Origin of the sequence: Sulfitobacter sp. S223 (assembly GCF_025143825.1) — a bacterium.
GTDB lineage: Bacteria > Pseudomonadota > Alphaproteobacteria > Rhodobacterales > Rhodobacteraceae > Sulfitobacter.
Map to the genome: position 1 here is coordinate 1,027,995 of NZ_CP083560.1, position 20,412 is coordinate 1,048,406.

Below are 20,412 nucleotides of genomic sequence, written 5' to 3' on the forward strand. Positions count from 1 at the left end.
GCACCATACCAAGCAGCTAGAGCAAAAGATGCCGACGATTGAGGCGCAGCAAAAGCGACAGTACAAAATGAAATGTCTAAACTTTCAAATCGGCAGAACTAGACGATCCGTTGAGTCATTGAAAAATATGTGGGCGAGTAGGGAGGCGAACTCCTGTATGTATTGAAATCATTGAATAAAATGCAAAAAATAATGCGGTTGGCGAGCGCTTAATTTCAAAGGCTTGGAAGTGCTGATGTTAATGAAACAGGTGCAAATCGCACTATTCAGTCTACTAAAGGCTGGCACGATCTGTCCCCTTGCCGACTATTTGAACTAACTTTTAAGATCGGCGTAAACTGAAATCACGCTCCAGAAACCTCCGAGTATTCCAGTCGTTTTTGGGAGGCGATGCGGTGGTGCTGTTTGGGCCCGATTGTTGTCCTCGGCTGCTATCTCTTGCCTTGTACGATCTTGACGATGCGCCTCAAGCGCCGCTGCGAATTTAAACCTGTCTGAAAAACTGCCTCTTTGCTTTACTTCTGTCTCCTGTCGTCATCGTGGATAAACCCTAACACGCTGTCCGGTTTTGCCAGATCACGGCACATTACTGCACCGCAACGACGAGATCGATAGTGTCTGGCAATGGTCGCCTCAAGGCCGGTTCCGAGGCCGTAAAAAAGATCACACAGCAGCCGGCCTCCTGGAACAGGGCGTAGCTAGCGGATCAATCCTTGGTCGAAATTATCGATCTGGAATTTTGCAATTTTCAATTGAAAATCTAACGATTGCTCGGTTTTTCTTGACTTAAGGTAAGTTTCGTGAGGTCTATTGATCTGTAATAATTACGGGTGTGGTCTGCCTGCCACTTTATTCGAACCGCACCTGCTGCCTCGATTTTTATCAGTATAGTTCGGCATGTTTTTCGCTGAATGCGCTTTTTTGATTATACTGCCTTCAACCGTCAGCCTGAGACGTGGTTGAAGCTTCGCACATATTGGATACTTCTGCATGAAAGATTTTATTTTTGGTGAGCAGCTCTCGGGTAGTGCGAACGAACCTGCTGGTAAAAAGAAATCAAGCTTTCTGAGGGCCGTTTCCCCTCGTGCCATCCTTTCAAAACCGCGCAAGGGGCCGCGGGCGGCGAAGATGGACGTGGAAATGCTGGAGCCGCGGATATTGCTGTCAGCTGATCCGATCGTCTCGATGGCGGGGTTTGCGCAGATTGCTCTAGATATCGATGGCGGCAACCTTGAGATCGAAAAGATCAGAGCTGACATGTCCACCGTGACAGAAACGCATACGCTTGCTGATGTCAGCACGATCACGATTGATGGTACAGCTGGGAATGATGAGCTCATTCTGGGTGATTTCATCTTTCCTCCAGTTACTTTCAATGGCGGCGATGGGATTGATACGGTTATCAATTCTGGTACAGGCGTCCTGAATACCTGGATCATCGACGGAGCAACTGCAGCGCTTGATGGTGAAGTCAGCTTGCGTGATGTTGAGAGCTTTCAGGCCAGCGCAGGCGATCTGGTCGAGTTGGGCAGCGGTGTCACCTCGCTTGGTGGATTGGCTGCTGGGACGGCGAACAACATAGCTTCGATTAGCGGCCCTGATCTGGCGCTAACGCTGGCGCAGATCACTGATGCGGTTGGTGACGGTTTTGATACCTTTGCCGATGTGCTCGCAGGGCTGTCCGGTGCTGCCGAATTTGCGCAGTCTTTACCTTTTATCGGGGGAAGCACACTGATTGGACAGGCCGGTGTCACCCTTGGGCAGGCCATTGATTTCTACGAGATGATTGACGCGACACGTGCGGAAATTATCGCCGCCCTTCCGACCGGTGACAGCAGTGCTGCGGTTTTTGAGTCGGCGCTGAACGCAGTTAATTTTGCAGCAGGTGAGGTCGGGCCGTCGGTAAAGAGTCCGCTGAAGCTGACAGAACAAATTTCTGCCGGTCAATTCAGTGTTGATGTTGCGCTTACGTTGACAGACGGCACGGTCATTAACGAGGCTCTGGTCGTCGATGTCCTGCCGACAATTCTGACGCCTTCTCCTGCGGTAACAGCCGCTTCGGCCCTTGAGCAGATCGTGAATGGTATTGCCGCTGAGCTGGCGACGAACGCCACCCTTGCGGAGCTTGGGGATCGGATTTTTGTCAGCGAGATCGATGACAGGATCGCATTCCAGATCAAAGCGGATGACGTGCAATCCTTGAGCGTCACAACAGGCACGTTTGATGCCGTTGCCTCGGCGCTTGGCTTTAGCGCCACGCCAGAGCAAATTCTGCGCGACGCGATTGAGCAACGTCTGGTCGGGCTTGGTGCGTTGAACCTTGATCTGTCCGAGGTGTCTTTTGGTCTCACGGGGACCAATGAAGTTATTTTTGATTTCGAGCTGTCAGGGGCGCGGCAAACAGGACTGGCGATTGATCTCGGCGCGAAAGCCGATGCAGTCGGGCTTGAGCTGGACGCGCAGGCCGAAGCGCGTCTGGGCGTCGGTGCCGTCGTAAATGCCTCACTGACGGTTGGCGTCTCGGGTGTTAGCGGTGAAATCAATAGCTTGGGCGCGGGATTTGTGGCTGATCTGGACCTCGATACCCGAGCGCAGGTTGGCGTTCTGGAAGGGGTCATCACCGGGAGTCTGGATGCGGCCGCAGGCGTGAACGCGACCGGTGCCGCTTCCTTTACAGGGGTCACAGGTGGCTCGAGCCTAGCCGCTGCGCTCACGTTGTCGACGACCGGTGCCAGCTACAACTTTAACTCTGATGTGTTCTCTTTGGGTGGGAATGCGAACCTTGATGGCAGCTTAACGCTCGCTGCGGGTGGTGGCTTGGCCAGCTTGGGGCAGATGACCCTTGAGTTCTCGAAGACAGATTTGTTCGACGGCGAAGGTGCAGAGGTCACTCTGGGCGGCAATGTTGCGGACTTCCTTGATTTCAATGATTTTTCTGCTGATGATCTGATTTCGATGTTGGCTGATTTCATCGTCTGGATGGAAGACGCGACCGATAGCTCTTTGTTGTCCGACATTAATCTTCCCTTTGTCTCCGGAGGTTTAGATGACATCGCTGATCTGGGCGGCATGCTGTCCGATCTCATCTTGTACGATCGTGGCGCGGATGGCGTCAAAGATGCATCGGACAAGCTGGTCACCGATCTGAATGATGCTTTGGGGCAGGCAGGTCTGGCCGAATTCATCGAATTCCGCGGTGTCGGAACAGCACTTGAGCTAAAAGTCGTCGATACGACTGTGGCCTCTGTCCAGTTCGACAATACGCTGGGCGGTCTTGTCGATACGGCGCTGATCACTGCCGGAGCCGGCGGCTCTTGGACTGTGGCCGATCTAAGCGGCCAGCTTGGTGCGGCTTTGGCTGCAAGCGTGACTGTGAATTTCAATACGACCCGCGCAAGCCTGCAACGTGACATGGAAGTGACCCTTGAGGCGCTGCAGAACAACATTGGCCTAGGCGACGATACGGCAGGTTTGCTGAACCGCTTTAACGGCGCGAATTTCAGCTCTGCGCAGGGCTTCTTTGATATTCTCGAGGATCGCGGCATCCTGCCGGGCGGCTTTAGTTATGACACCACAGAGGACCAGCTCATATTTGATCTGGCCCTGTCGAGCAGCCTGTTTGCGACAGAGCTTGAAACCGACTTTGATCTCAATCTGGGCGAGCTGGCAAGCGTCAGCAGCGACAGCCGCATTGTCCTGACAGGGCAGGGCGATTTGCAGATTGGTTTCGGGATTGACCTGACCACTGATTTCACGCCGGGCCCGGTCACGATCGACCCAGTCACGGGTGACCCGATCCCGGGCGTCCCTGCGGGGAGCGTGCCCTCTGACACGGGCGATATGGATCCGCAGACCTTGTTGAGCGCGCTGAAAGTGCAGCCGAAATCTGAAGAGGCGGTCACGGGAACAAGAGTGCCTACAGGCATTGCGACACTGAACTTTACGGTTATGAACACCACAGCCGGTACAAGCACGCAAGTGCAGTTGGCCAATCAGGATCTTCAAGTGAGCGCCGCAACTATTGCGGGTTTGATCAACGCCGATCTGTCTGCCGGTGCGACCGGTATCACGGCGGCGGTGGATGGCACCGGCACACTCGTGTTCTCTGCGGGCGCAGGTGTTGGCATTCAATTGAACGTCGGAGATAGCGATCCTGCGATTGCGGTTTTGGGCATCAATGATGGGCAAGCTGGTACAGAAACTCTCAAAGCGGCGCGCACGGTTGCCAAGGGCGTCGGTGTGTTTGCCAATGATGTGACTCTGACGCTGAATATCGACGGTACGGCCTATGATGTGGTGGTCCCTGCCAGTTCAACGTTGTCTGTTGATGGCGGCAGCACTCAGGCTTTGAACCGTAATATTATTGATCTGGTCGCCGATTTGAACACGGCCATCTCCGAGGCGCGCGGGCCTGATTGGACAGCATTGAATGGCACCACGTCGGACCTGTCCGAAGTAATCGAGGCCGATTATCAGGGCAACCTGCTGGTGCTGACGGTGAAATCCGGCAACCCGTTGGGTGCGAATGATTTTACCGTTGTAAACAGCGTGCCTGAACTGGGCTTTGAAGCGGGTGCATCAAACACCGATGACATATTAATCCGTTTAGATGATGGCACGGTCTTTACTGTTGATCTGACAAATGCAGTCAATCTGGGCAATGTGCTCGCCGCGATCGAGGCCGCCGATAGCGCGGGCAACCTGCAGGCGATTGTCACCCCGGATGACGAACTGACGGCAGAGGACGAATCCGGCAAAAGCATTCAGATCAGCTATAACAATGGAGGCGTTCTGCTCCGTTCGGTCGAGGCGACAAATGGCTCAACCGCAGCATCCGATCTGGGGATCGTTGGAACAGATACGGCCGTAACTATCGCGGGTTCAACCCCTGAGACGCCGGATGGGGTGATCACGGGTACCGACATTGGTGGCGTGCAACTGGCGGACCGTCTGTTCCTGCGCAGTGACGACCTGTCCGATGTGGGCAGCTTTACCTTTGAGGCCGAAGCAGGACGGTTGATCAGCGATCTTGCGGTATATGGCGCTGGTAATGTAGTGTACTCCGAAACCTTTGATTTGACAGAGTATATCGGAACCAGCATCCGCCTGACAGGTGTCGGTAACCTGACAGCAGGCACCTATACCATAGACAGCAGTGTTGGTATTGATGCGACAGGCAACGGAGATACCGATTTCGTCGGTGTGCGGTTGAACGCTATCGTGGGCGACGCAGGGCAGGGCGGCGGGCAAGGCGTGCTTGAGACCGGCGTTGAGGCCGAGGCAAGCCTTGGGTTCATCGGTGTCAACCTGACAGGTACAGCGAATTTTGCAGCGACCGCCACATTTGGGTTCAACACATCAGTGGGCGCGCCTGCCGGTGATGACATTCTGACGCTTGGTGAGATCATCGAGACATTCGGCAATGGCGACAGCCCGCTGGACCTTTTGGCCTTGCCCCAAATCACTTTTGCCAAGGGGACAGGCGGCGATCCGGACGCGACCAGCTATGGTGGCGCTGATCTTGAACTGTCGTTGCAAGGTGGTTCCGCCGGATTTGACGCATTGTCGAGCGCGATTTTGGGCGGGAATACCTCCGTCAGCTTTGGCGTCGACGTTCTGGCCATTGGCGACCCGTTTCTGGGGATGCGATTTGATACATATGGCGGCCTGAACGTTACAGGGCCTGACAGCTTTAGTGTCGGGCAGGACCTAAGCGATGTCCTCGCTGTTGGTGCTGACCTGCGGTTCACGAACGCGGATGGCACGATCTTCGATGCAACAATCGCGACGCTTTCCAACGGGCCCACAACCACGGTCACGCTTGAAAACCTGCGCGAGATCAGCCCCGGTGCGCCTGTCACCACCTTGCAAACAGCGGTCATTGAGAACGTGGTGCTGCGCCCCTCTGTCTCTGTCGATCTGCCTGATGTATCGGCCATACTGGGCGACGGGATCAGTAACTTCGGCCTGAATGAAATTCTTGACGCGCTGATCCTTGTCGCAGATTTCCTTGCCGATTTCGAAAGCTTCGAGTTCCTTGATCAAGACATTCCTGTCCTTGATCAATCCATCCGCGATGTCTTGGCCATGGCCGATGATCTGCGCGATTATATCAATGCGCTGCGCGATGATCCTGCAGGATCGTTGCAATTCCTCGAAGACGCGTTGAATGACGCGATTGGTCTGTCCTCGGCGACATTGAGCGAAGCGTTTGAGCTTGCTACCGGAACTACGAATAACGCGCTTGAAGCCTTCAGCATCGGCTTTGAAGACAACGGCGATCAGGAAATGCTGACCTTCAGCCTTAATCTGGGCACCGCCTTTAGCGAAACCATGAATGTGGGTTTTGCCGATCTTGGCTTTGGCGACATTTTTGACGATCTGGGCATCGGTGGGATCGTTGATTTCTCCGGCTCGGCGGGTCTGAGGGCAGAGGGCGGTGTCTTTATGACGCTGGCCTTCGGCATTGACCTTGATACCATTCTTGATCCGTCCTCTTCGGTGGCGGATTCCGTCTATTTGCTGGATGAAACAGCGCTTGAAGCGACACTGAGTGTCGGCGGTGAAGACCTTGCCTTTAACGCCTCGCTGGGGCCGCTTGCCTTGGCGATCCAGAACAGTGACACCGAGACGGCGCGCGTGGAGATCAATGCTGGTGCTGCGGTTTCATGGGCAGATGCCGGACTGGAGGCCATCGCGCTGGCGGACATCCAGCTGGGCAGTGTTTTCGACATTGGTGGTAACCAGAACGGCGCATATGGCACCGTCGAAGGTGTACTGCCACTGTTTTTCCCGAATGATGCCAACTATATCGGAGCAATCCGTGTAGGTGACGCCATCACAGAGAATTCCTCAGGCACCGCGCTCACCACTTCGCAGGGCAACCTTGCCAACATTGCATCGCTTGTTGTCGCGACAAATGACGCATCGCTGGATGCGGCGATCACCGGCGGCAATGTTGTCATCGATATCAGCGAGCTTGTTTCCTACCTTGAGACTTTCGATTTCTCGCGCCTGTCGATCTTTGACAACATCCGGCTCGCCGTTGACGGCTTTGACGGGTTCCTCGGGCTGCTGGGCGACAATCTATTTGGCACATTGGCAGAATTGAATCTGCCACTTGTTGGGTCATCCTTTGCCGATGCATCTGATTTTATCGGTGATTTCCGTGATAACTTTATCGGTGACTTCCGCAATGCTGTGGACGCGATCGAGGATGCAGCTGCTGACTTTACCGATGCCGACCTCAACGTGATCTCAAACCTGTTGTTCGATCTGCTTGGGCCAGATGGCTTGGATTTGTTGCTTGCGATTGACGGGGCTGACCTGACCGAACAAACGGCGGGCGACTATATCGCGCTGGACGGAGAAGCCCTGCGTCAGGTCTTGTTTGAAGGTGCAGACATTAGCGCTGCCGACATATTCTGGGACTTCACCCTCGGGGCAGAGCTGTTACCCGACGATCTCAGCAACATCGACCTTGGGTTTGATATCGGCATTCCCGGTCTTGGTCTGCGTTCCGAGGCGGAGATGGACCTGAGCATTGATTGGGCGCTCAATCTTGGCTTTGGCCTTTCGACCAAGGAAGGCTTCTACCTTGATGTGGGTAATGAGATCGACGAAAATGGCGACGAGATCAAGGAACTGCAATTCACCGCAACGGCAACGCCGAGGGGCTCTATCAGCGGCGAGCTGGGCTTTCTGGGTCTAAACGCCGAGACGTCCTCGGGGCGTGATATTGACGGCGACGGCTTGGACGAGACGACCGAATTGACCGCTGTAGTCTCGCTTGATGTGACCGACGATGTTGAAAGCGGTGGGGGCGATGACCGGAACCGCTTGGGTCTCGCTGAATTTGGCGAGATTGGTCTGAATTTCGGGATTGATGTAACCGCGGCGGCCGTTCTGGACGCGACGCTTGGCATATCGCCGAGCTTGTTGGGCGGTAACAGTGCTTCTGGCTTCCCTTCGATCATGGCTGATTTCGACTTCTTGTGGGAATTTGAAAATACGTTTGTTTTGATCGGGAGCGGTGAGTCAGACGATCTTGGCGCGTCGCTTGCGGACGGCATGAAATATCTTGCCTTCAACAATGTGCAGTTGGATTTGGGTGAATATATCACTGAAGTTCTTGGTCCTATTGTTGAAAAAGTGGCTGAGGTGACAGAGCCATTGCAGCCACTGATTGATGTTCTGACGGCTCCAATCCCGCTGATTGATGTGTTCGGCGTGAACCTGACGATGCTGGATATCGCCGCCACTGCGGGCAAGGTCGATCCCGGCATGATCAAGGCGATTGCCGAAGTGATCACGCTGGTCAACACCGTGGCCGAGCTTGCGGAAAGCAACATCAATCTGGTTATCCCGATTGGTGATTTTGTCATATTCGACAATCTTGATGGCAGCAGTGAAGGCAGCAATCCGTTTGGTGACGGGTTCTCGGGGAATGATGTCTATCAGCAGCGCAAAGCCAGTGGCACGCTGCAAACCAGTGATGTGAACAGCGAAATCGATACTGCAGCGGCCAACGGCAACAATGCCGACAAAAAAGGTGCGCGGACCATGAAGGGTCTCTTGCAGGCCAATGGCGCGTTTGCCTTCCCGATCCTGTCCGATCCAAGCCAGATATTCGGTCTGCTGATGGGCGATGAGGCCACACTTGTGACCTATGATCTGGCGCCTCTCGTTGCCGATTTCGAAAAGAGCTTCTTCTTCTCGATCTTTGGCCCGTTGGGGGTCTCGCTGAACCTCGGGATTGAATTTGTCGCTGACTTTGCCTTTGGCTATGACACGACGGGTATTTCAAGCTTTGTAGACGGTGATTTCCGCAACCCGCTGTTGTTGCTGGACGGACTATATGTGTCTGACCGTGAAAACGCCGATGGCACTGGTGCCGACGTCCCAGAATTGACGTTCCTTGGTGGCATTACGGCGGCTGCCGAGTTGAACCTCGGTGTGGCGCGGGCGGGTGTGGCCGGTGGTCTGTTCATCGAAATTCTGTTTGATCTGTTTGACCCTGACAACGATGGCAAGGTGCGGATCAACGAATTGGTATCGAACTTCGTGAACCAGACGCGCGCGCCGGATGATGCGGATAAATTACTTGCGCCGCTTGCGATCTTTGACGTAACGGGCGAGATTTTTGCGCGCTTGTTTGCCTTCCTAAAGATTGATCTATTTTTGTTCGAGATCGACAAAGAATGGGATCTGGTTGATCCGTTCACGATTGCCGAATTCGAGATTGATTTCTTCCGCCCTCCAATCGTGGCCTCTGAGGCTGCCAATGGCGATCTGATCATCAACACCGGTCAATTTGCGCCGCAGCGTTTGCTGGGCAATCCGACGGACTTTGGTGAAACCGTCACGGTGCGCAAGGGTACGGATGCGGGTGCCTTTATCAACGTCGATGTCTTTACGACCCCGAATGGCTTTGGTGAAGACAGCCCAACAAGTGGCGCGGCATTTACCTATCAAGTTCGCAAGGGCCAGACGATTGTTATCGATGGCGGCAACGGCAATGATAACATTACGCTGGAAGGCTGGAATGGGAACGAAGTCCACTTTGACATTCGTGGTGGTGCAGGGAACGACCTGATCCAGTTCACCAATAATCAAACACCGACTGTGGTGTCGTCCAGATTCAACCTGCTTGACGGTGGCGCAGGCAGCGACACGATCATCGGGTCCAGCGGCAACGATCTTGTGATCGGTGGTTCGGGTGATGACGACGTATTTGGCGGTGCGGGCGATGACCTTGTGTTGGGTGATCAGGCCAATCTGCTAGAGACCGTGGTGTCTTCCAAAGCGACAGCGACGGACGGGCGAGATACTGTTTCTGGCGGCGAAGGTGACGATATTGTCATCGGAGCGGGCAATAGCGATACACTTGACGGCGGGTCCGGCAACGATTTGCTTCTGGGTGATGGCGGGACTTTGAGCTTTGCCAGCACAGGTATGAAAATTCTGAGCAACCTCAATGCGTTGCACAATGGCGGCGTTACAGATGTTGACGGTGGTGGTGCCGCTGACAATATCACTGGCGGCGCGGGCCACGACGTGATTTTCGGCTCTGATGGCGACGATATGGTCAGCGGTAATGCGGGCAAAGACATGATCTTTGGCGGCAGCGGCTTTGATACGATTTCGGGCGGTGAGGGCAACAATCTGATCTTCGGCGACAGCGGGCGGATTATGTCGTCCTTGCTAGTTGCGGCGTCGGATGACTTTGTCGCAAACCTCTTGGCGTTGACGGACGCGAGCAATGTTAATGTTCTGCTGGAGCGTTTGGCCATTGGGGCAGACGGCGCGGGTGATGTGATCACTTCGGGCGGCTCGAAAGACATTATTATCGCAGGTATGGGCAATGATGATGTGACGGCAGGGGCCGGTGATGATCTGGTTCTGGGCGGCGGCGGCAGCGACCATCTGCGCGGTGGTGCGGGCATGGACGATCTTCGGGGTGGCGGTCAGGCTGACCGGCTTGAAGGTGGAGAAAATAATGACATCCTTTATGGCGGCACGGGTGCCGACACGGTCGAGGGCGGTGGCGGCGACGATTTGATCACAGCCACCAAAGGCTCGGATGATCTGAACGGCGGACAGGGTAGCGATACCTATCGCGTGAACTTTTCTGGTGGGACTACAGACAGCCGGATTACTATTGTAGATGCCGGCGAATCCGGTGATGTGGACCTTCTTGAGGTCAACGGCACGGACCGTGCCGACCGCTTCCTTGTGCGCTCGGATGCGTCCGGTACGAACGCGTTTATCGCGGGTTTGAATGGTGAATTCTACGTCGAGCGGGTCAACTATGGTGCCACGCTTGAGCGTTTGATCGTAAACGGTCACGGTGGAGACGACATTTTTGCGGCCGATGACACCGCAGCGGAGATGACGCTCAATGGTGGCGCCGGCGCTGACCAGTTCCAGATTGGCCAATTGTTCCGCACCGCACGCAATGTGAACGCCGAGAATGGCGGAATCGATACGGGCATTGATGCTGACGATTTCTTCTTGTCGATCGAGACGACGCGCGGCTGGCTGTCGAACGGGATCAGTTTCCCGATGACTGTGAATGGCGGCATCGGGGACGATACCTTTGTTGTCTATCACAACCTTGCCGCCTTGCAGCTTAATGGCGAAAGCGGCGATGATCTTTTCGAAGTACGCGCCTTTGCCCTGATCGGCTCTTCCGAGCCGCAGCGCGAGCGGACGGATCTGACTGGCGGTGCCGGTGCAGACACGGTGCGGTATGCCGTGAATGCGCCGCTCAACATCAATGGCGGTGACGGCTATGATACGCTGGTTGTGATCGGCACGGAATTCGGTGATGATTTTGTCATCACGGACGAGGGCGTGTTTGGCGCAGGTTTGAACGTGAGCTTCGTAAACATCGAAAGCCTGCGGGTTGACGGGGGTGAGGGGGACGACCGGTTCTTCCTGCAATCCACCAAGAGTACAGTGTTCACCGAATTGTTCGGCGGCTTGGGCAGCGATACCTTCAGTGCCAGCGGACCAACACCGCCTGTGGTCTCCAATGATCTGCGGGGCCATTCCGGCATCATCACCCACGACATGACTTCTTCGGATGCGCGCTATGACGGTCAGAAGGTCTTTGGCGTTTCGGCAAATGTGGCGGACAATGATCAGGCCTTTGCCGTGATCACCCAAACTCAGGGTAGCACAATCATTGACGAAGGCGAAGCCCTTGGCGATGTCTACTCTGTTGTTCTGACACGGGCGCCAACGCGCGATGTGCAGGTCATTGTGGGCGCGCCTTTGCCTTCACCCGATGGTCGCGATCAAAGCAAATATGCCTTCCGCGTTGAAAGCACAGCCAGTGGCGCAAGTGTCAAAGCGGATGGATCTGCAGTCACGCTGACGTTTACGGCGGCGAATTGGGCTATTGCGCAAAATGTGTCGGTTATTGCCGACGGTATCCGTCAAGAGACCCCCGGCAGCCTGTTCACTCGCGGCGATCTCGATGGTCAAAGCAACCTTCCGGTGTCGTTCAACTATGATGATGACGCCTATGAAGACCAGACTAACGGCGTTGTAACGCATCTGTTCAAATCGGGCGTTGATGTTGTGGTGGATGCCAATGCGACGATCGAGGCGACAGTTACATCGATGGTTGTTCTGAAAACCGCTTTGCAGGGACAGACACCCGATGATCTGCTGGGCCGCAGTCTGACGATCTCGTCCGGGCCTGGATTTGGGCAAAGCCGTTTCATCACGGGCGCTGTAGATTTTGGCGCGACGATGCAGCTTGAATTTGACAGCGCTTGGGACGCGGATGATCTGCCTGCTACATTGCAGTCCGGTTTTGTCCTGCGCGTCTCGGATGCTATAACCGGCCTCGTCGATAATGTGACCGAGATGAAAGCCGAAGAAATTTTCGACGACCGATCCACTCTTACTGCGACAACGGCCTCTGGTGCTTCGCTACAATTTGGCGCGGACGACAGCATGATCGGGCGCAAGCTCAAGATCGTGGGTGGCACGGGCGCTGGCCAAGAGCTTTTGATTGTCGGCAACACCGCGACCGAACTGACGTTGAACGGCATCTGGGGCGTTAATCCTGCGGCAGATACCGTCTTCAGCATCGGCTTGTATGACGGGCTGCAAACCCGCAGCGTTGAAGTGACGATCAATGACAACGACACGCCGGGCCTGATTGTTGATCAGAACATCGCGCTTGACGGCGCAGGCAATGTAATCGCGGATGACGACACGCTAACTGCTGTGATTGAAGGATCAGACGGCGATCAAGAGGGTGAGCGCGACGTGCTGCGCCTGCGTCTGAACCAACCTGTGGTGGGGGGCAATACGATGACCCTTTCGCTGGATTATGACACCTCACAGATCAGTCTGGTGGCTGTCGGCGCGGCCGAGGGTGCCGCAGCGGTCACATCCATTGATTTCACCTCTGCAAATGCCTTGGGCGGTGTCTTGCTCGAAGTGCGCGCGGTGAATGACGTTGCGCGCGAAGGTGCGCATTCAGAGCAGATCCGCTTTGGTTTTGCCCCTGATTTTGCTGAGGTGACCGAGGATAGCACCTCGTTGGCCCTCGATATTCCAGCCAGTGCACCGGTTACCTCGTTCAGTTTGACGCAGGTGCCCGAAGCGATCACCGCATTTACCGTTGATAACGTCGCCCAGATTGAAGGGCGGGACTATGTTGTCGTGGAAGGCTCTGGCGTCATCATGTTTATCGATGCCGCGGGTCAGCCATCAGAGAGGTCCGGCAAGATTGCTGTTTCCTATACTTTCGAACTTCCTACCTTTGACAAAGCCTTTGCCCAAAGCGTTCTGGTGACGATCTCGGATGATGACGCGCCAACGCTGCTGCTGCGTGAAACCGGGGGATCGACAGATGTGATTGAGGGCGGCCCAGGCGATACCTATGAGCTGGTCTTGACGGGTCAGCCAAGTGCTGCAGTGACCGTTGATCTTACAGAGTTGGTCACAAAATCCACCCTCACAGGCGGAATCCGCCATGATCTGGTACAGCTCCAGATCACGGGTATTACGCAGGGCAGCGATACCATTGCGCTCACCGAAGTGGCGGCGCTGGATGCCAGCGGGAACCAGCAATTCGATTCAGGTGGCAATCTGGTAACAAAAGTGATGGCTACCTTTGCACCTGACAAATGGGACGTACCCATGGTCATTTCGGTGGCTGCGGTTGACGATGCCGTTGTGGACGGCGGGGATACCAAAGTGTTTGCACCTGGTCCTGCCACGCTGGCTGGCATCCTTGGACCTGTTTATATCGACGGTGCAGGCGGCAGCGGATCGCTGGACGGTTTGGCCGAGCCTGTGCGCCTGCCGGGTGAACTGAATGCCAAGCCGCGCATTGGCACGGCACTGGCAATCGACAATTCGGCAAGTAACACGCAAATCACCGTGAGCCGTACGGATCTGACGGGAATTGTGCTGGATGATCTGCGCTTGCGCGTCTCTGTTGATGACACCGCCGAGCCTTTCCCGCTGGCCACTGATGCGGAAATCGGCGCGCTTGTTGGCAAAACCATTGAGATCGTCTCGGCCCAGAATGCAGAGTCCGTGACAGACCAGTTCCGCCTGATCATCGACGCGCAGATTGACACCAAAGGGACGGCCGATCTGGCCGATGACGAAGTCGTCTTTACGCTGAATGCGCCCTACGAGCTTGCTACAGATGAAAACGGCACTGTAATTGAGGCGTTGACGGGTGATGTGGGCTATGCCCTGACGTCCGAAAGCCTCAATTTCTTTGTTGAAGAAGTCGCATCGGTTGATGTGATGTTTGTGAATGATGATGACAGCCCGGCAGACAGCAGCGGTGTTCTGACCGCCAACCGTTTGTTTGGACTAAACATGGGGCCAAACACCGTGATCGGTGAGCGTGAGCGCGCAGGCGGTATCACGTTCGGCAACCTTGAAGTGATCGATATCACGCTTGGTGCGGGCTACAATGACTTTGAAATCAAGGGGACGCCAACCCGTGATGATGGCGGACGGGTCTGGACCATCATCCGCACCGGCGACGAAATTGCTGATCCGAACCAGCCGGGCGTGCGTGTGGGCGATACCGTCACGGCCGATATCCACAAAGAAGAGCGTCTCTTGGCTGCCGGCGTGTCCGCTGTGCTGGAAAACGCGCAGGACGCAGCAGATTTCCGGACCACTCTTACCCTTGATGGCAGCTTTGCCGTTGATGAATATCTGGGCCAGAAAGTTCGCATTCTGGATGCAGACGGGCTGCAATTGGCTGAGCGCTGGATCCTTGGAAATGACGCAAATACGCTGAATATTGATAGCCCGATCGATGCCTTCGGCATAGATGCCACGTGGCAGATTATTGATCCAGCGGATGGAAATCTCTCGGTTGATTTGCAGGGTGGCGATGACAGTTTTGACGCTCAAGGCTCCTCAATGGATGTGGTTGTCTTCGGTGGCGCTGGCAAGGATACAATCCTGACCGGCAGTGGTGCGGATATTGTTCTGGGCGATGTTGGCCGTGTGGATTATCGCGGGATTCCCAATGCAAACGGAGTAAGCGCGGTTGTCACCCGTCTTGGTCAGACGCCGGATGTGATCGGCGGCCTTGCCGTGAGGCCGTTTGGCTTTGGCGTGTTGAACACCAACCAGACATTACCGCTGCCCGATCTGGCAAGCGGTCTGCAGGGTGATCCGCTGTCGAGTGGTGATACCGGTCTGATCGGTCTTTATGTTGACGTAAACAACGGAACCGGCTTCCTGCAAGAGCCGCGCCTGATCGAGGGGAACACCCTTAACGGCATGACCATCTCGCCTGACTTCTCAACCGCGCCTGACGAGACATCGGGTCTGCGAATCTCGACTCTCCCTGAAGACCAGACTGATATGGTGCAATGGGGTGCCGGGCTTGTGATTGCGATTGCGGATGCAGGCGGTGACGATGATGTGATCTCGACCGGTGCGGGCGACGATATAATCATGGGCGGTGAGGCGGACGATGATATCACAGCAGGCGTCGATGATGCTGGAGTGCTGAGCGATGATGACGTCGTATTCGGTGATCTGGGTCGGGTGACCTTTGACTTTGGCGCATCCCCCAATTTGAATCCTGTCATCGGTGAGACAGTGGATACCTTCGTCTCGCGAGTAAACTCGGTTGAATTGTCGATCGGCGGTAACGATACGCTGCGCGGCAACGCAGGCAGGGACATGCTTATCGGTGGCGTAGGCAACGACACTGTATTTGGTGATGCCGATGGGGCAGGAGCCGAAGCGCGCGATGGCGCTGATCTGATCTTTGGCGACGCTGGCTATGCCCATCTGTTGCACGGTGTGTTGCAGTTTGCAGAAACATACCGGACCAACGGTGCCGCGGATGCGCTCTTTGGCAATGCTGCCGGTGATTTGATCTTTGGTGGTCTGGGCGGTGACATCATCCGTGGTGATGCTGCGGTGGTTGATCTGGGCGCGGTAGACGGCGATGACGTGATCCTTGGTGATCATGGCCGGATTGATATGACGCTCGATGACAGTATGGCACCGAGCACGTCGATCCTGTCGCAAGTGACAAGTGCAGGTGATTTTGTTGGCGGTGCTGATACGATTGCGGCCGATGCGGGCGCTGACATTGTGATTGGTGGCTTCGGCGGTGATACGATTGACGGCGATGACGTTCAGGGCAACGCAGGTGCCACGGATGGAAATGATCTGCTGATCGGTGACAACGGTTTGATCCTGTTCGAGACCTCGACCGGCACCTCACGCCTGTCGGAAATCAGAAGCACGGACGTGAGCTCTGCCACAGGTGGCGACGACCTTATGCGTGGCCGCGCTGGTGCGGACCGGATGATTGGCGGCGTTGGCGCCGACACGATCTATGGCGATGCGGGCAGCACAGACATCGGTGCAGGTGATGGCCTGATCGACGGTGATGACGTCATCCTCGGCGATAATGGCCTGATGCTTTGGGGAACGGAGACAACGCCGGACTTCACCACGCTTGATCTGGTTGCGAGCGCGCAGGACGGTCTTGGGGGCGCAGATATCATTTCGGGCAATGCAGGGACCGATTTTATCTTCGGTGGCTACGGTGCTGATGAGCTGTCGGGTAACAGCGACACGAACGAAGACGCAGAGTTGGACACAGCGGACGTCATTCTGGGTGATAATGGCGAAATCCTTTTAACGACTGGCCAGTTCGCACAAATCCGCGCCACAGATGCAACAGACAGCTTCTCCTCCAATGATACGCTTACGGGCGCTTCGGGTGGCGATATCCTGATCGGCGGTCTGGGACAGGATGTGATCCGCGGCGATCACATGACCGGACTTCGCAGCATACATGACGGCAATGATTTGATCCTCGGGGATAACGGTCAATTGGTCTGGGATGCGGATGGTGATCTGTCCGATCTCGATGTGCTAACCAGTCAAGCTCAGGAAGGCGTTGAAGAGAATAATCGTCAGGGCGATAATGACCTGATTACTGGCGATCGCGGGGCTGATCTGATCATTGCGGGCTACGGCAGTGACACGGTGCATGGCAATGACGCAGGCAATCTTGATGCCGCTGTTGATGGCGATGATGTCGTGCTGGGTGACAATGGTGAAATCCGCATGGATGACGGCCTGTTTATCCAAATTCGGACGACCGACGCGATAGAGCGCTTTGCCGCAACTACGGGGGCTGCTGACTTCGTTACCGGTGCGTCGGGCACCGATATTATTCTTGGTGGCTTGGGCGATGATACGCTACACGGCGATCACATTGGCGGCCTGACAAGTACGCATGATCAAAAAGACATCGTGCTGGGAGATAATGGCGAAGTTATCTTTGACGATGTCTATGCCGGTACGGCGCTTGCCGCGCAGGGGGCAGCCCCAAGCGGAGTTGATCTGACAACACTGGATGTGATCCGCACAATGGATACGCAGCAAGGCGGCGATGATCTGATAACCACTTCACTTGGGGACGACCTTGTTCTGGGTGGCTTTGGCAATGACCGTATTGCAGCGGGTGCGCAAAACGACATCGTGTTGGGAGACTTTGGCCGGATTGAGCTGCTGGACAATGTCGTTCGCCATGTGACGATCACCGACAATACCCAAGGCGGCTCTGACACAATCTTTGGTGACGCAGACGAGGATGTGCTGATTGGCGGCGCGGGTGCGGACGTAATTGATGGCGATACGCACCGAGATTTGATCTTTGGCGACAATGTCACCCTTGATCGCATTGCAGATGCGCTGTTTGACGATGTGACAGACCCACGCTTTGTGCAACTCAGCGGCACGCAGCTTTACGGTGATGGTATTGGTACGGGGGACGAGGGCGCTGCTCTTGTTGACCGGACTGCGATGGCCAGAACCGAAGATGCCGCGGTATGGGAAAACTTCGAAATTGACTTGCTGGACCACAACACTGCGGTCGAAGGCAATGCCCAAAACCGCTTCGGTTCGGACTATATCGCGGGTGGCGGTGATGATGATGTGATCTTTGCCCAGCTTGGTGATGATACCGTTCAAGGCGATGGCTCTGTTGACGGTTTGGACCAGGATGACGCGGGCGTGTTTGCGATGCGCGACGCGAGCGGGGCCTTGATCATGCGCGCCTCTTTCGAGCTGAGCACGGGTGTAAAATCAGCAGAAGACGGCGACGACTATATTGAAGGCAACGGCGGCAACGACCTGATCTTTGGTAACCTCGGGCAGGACGATATCCTTGGTGATAACTCCGACCTCTACAGCCTTGATACGCTGGACGAACGGACCCCGACGGGAGCCGATATCCTGTTTGGTGGTGCGGGCACGCGAATTGCGCGCAACCACTATGTCGAAGACCTTGGCGCATTGGACGCCGGTACGGCAGATATTACCATTGAAGAGCGTCACGCCCGCGATGCGGATATGATCCTTGGCGACAATGGCCGTATTCTCCGTGTGGTTGAAGGCACGGACGCGGCCAACAGCAGCTATGTGTCGTTCAACTATGACGCACTGGACGATAATGCAGACGAGCATTACGCAGCCCACGCCCGTGGCGATGAACGGATCGTGGTGCGTGCGGCTGAAATGATCGACTATACGCTTGGAGGTGCCGACGTAGACGCGGTCTCTGCTGCGGGCGATCTGGGGCAGGGGGATGAAATCCACGGCGAAAGCGGTGACGACTCCCTTTACGGACTGGTCGGCGACGATACGCTTTATGGTGACAGTGAAGACGACGACATCATCGGCGGTTACGGCCATGACTGGATGTCTGGCGGTACCGGGCAGGACGGCGTGATCGGCGGCGATGGTCGGATATGGACGTCGAAGAATACTACAGACGCGGGTCTGGCCGAAACGCTTTACGGTATTGGAACAGTCGCTACGAATGAGCTGATCGCGACCAATGGTGACATCCATCAGGCTGTGATCCATCTGGACAACGCGCTGAAAAAGACAGTCGATCTGACGCCGTTCTCGTCGGATGATCTGGCTGATCCGATTGCTTATGTCGCGGACAGCTCTACCGGTGACAATGATATCATCTTTGGCGGTTTGGGATCGGATTCGCTGCACGGTGGATATGGCTCGGATGCTATTTCGGGTGCCGAGGCAATGCCGGGCAACGTGAGCTATACTTTGGACGGGGTGACCTATGACTTCATCTTGTTGCCATTCAGCTATGACAATCCCGGCAATCCGGGAAATATCCTTAACTGGGGTGGCGCGGATGGTCGTCTGACCGAATTTGCCGCCTATGACGAGAACAGCCCGCGGCCCTTGATCTTTGTTGATCCGACCAACGGCTATGTATTTGCTGATCCGGCGACGAATGCGAACGCTGTGCCCTTCTTGCTCAACTTTGATGCGGGCGATGGCACAGGCACCGATACCACCGACCAGGTTGACGGTCTGGCTAGCGATGGTGATGACCGCATCTTTGGCGATCTGGGCAATGACTGGCTGGTTGGCGGGACAGGTCGTGACCATGTCTTTGGTGGCTTTGGCGATGACATGTTGGACATCGACGATGATCGTTCGACGAATGACGGCATCAACGATGCGCCTGACCCATTTGACAGCTATGCCGATATCGCCTTTGGCGGCGGCGGGCGTGACATCCTTCTTGCTAATACTGGTGGCGACCGGATGATCGACTGGAATGGCGAATTCAACAGCTACCTCGTGCCATTCTCTCCATTCGGTGCAGGAACGATTATCCGCGCCGGTAATCCGTCGATTGTAGCGTTCCTCTACGATCTATCCGAGGCGGACGGCGCCGATCCGACCCGTATTGCCGACGGAGGAGACGCCGCACGCAATGGCGAGCCGTTTGGCGAAATTGGCCTTGTCAAACAGCAAGATCCGCATGCAGGCGATCAGCGTGGTGCGCCTGATGATCCTCAGCCCGGTAATTCGAACGGGGCCAAAGACACCCGTGCGGCAGGCAATACAACGCTGGGCACTAGTACGACTGGCGGAGGCGGTACCGACAGTGGTAACGGCAACGGAAACAACGGAAAAGGCAACAATGGGAAGGGTGGGTCAAACGCTGATCCTGCCGCAACCGCTGCGCCTTTGCAGGCCGACACCAGCGTTACCATGCTGTCGGTTCAATCTGTTGAAAGCCAGATCGTCTCGGCCTTGTCGCCGTTGGGCGATACCACGCAGATTGGTGGCTTTGACCCTGCTCAACCGCTCTTCCCTGTGATGTCGGTGCAAGATGCTGCAAATATTGCGCCAGCGACCAACACAAATGAGGTGTTGGTTTATGATGCACGGGTAGATGGTATGCTGACCCCTGACGAAGTCTTGCTTCTGGATGCGGCTGATACTGCACCGGTTCTGGCGGTGAAAGGAAAAGGCAAGGCTAAGGGCAAGGGAAAGTCCTTTAAGTGGGCCGCCCAGTAATATTTGCGCAGCAGGGTAAATTCCCTGCTG

1 protein-coding gene is annotated in these 20,412 nt (G+C 55.6%); it reads left to right on the plus strand.

From position 1 onward, the window contains the following. Positions 1–990: 990 nt before the first annotated feature. Positions 991–20,382, plus strand: a complete 19,392-nt coding sequence (locus K3757_RS05185; protein WP_259999901.1) for a calcium-binding protein — start codon at positions 991–993, stop codon at positions 20,380–20,382. The last annotated feature ends 30 nt before the right edge of the window (positions 20,383–20,412 follow it).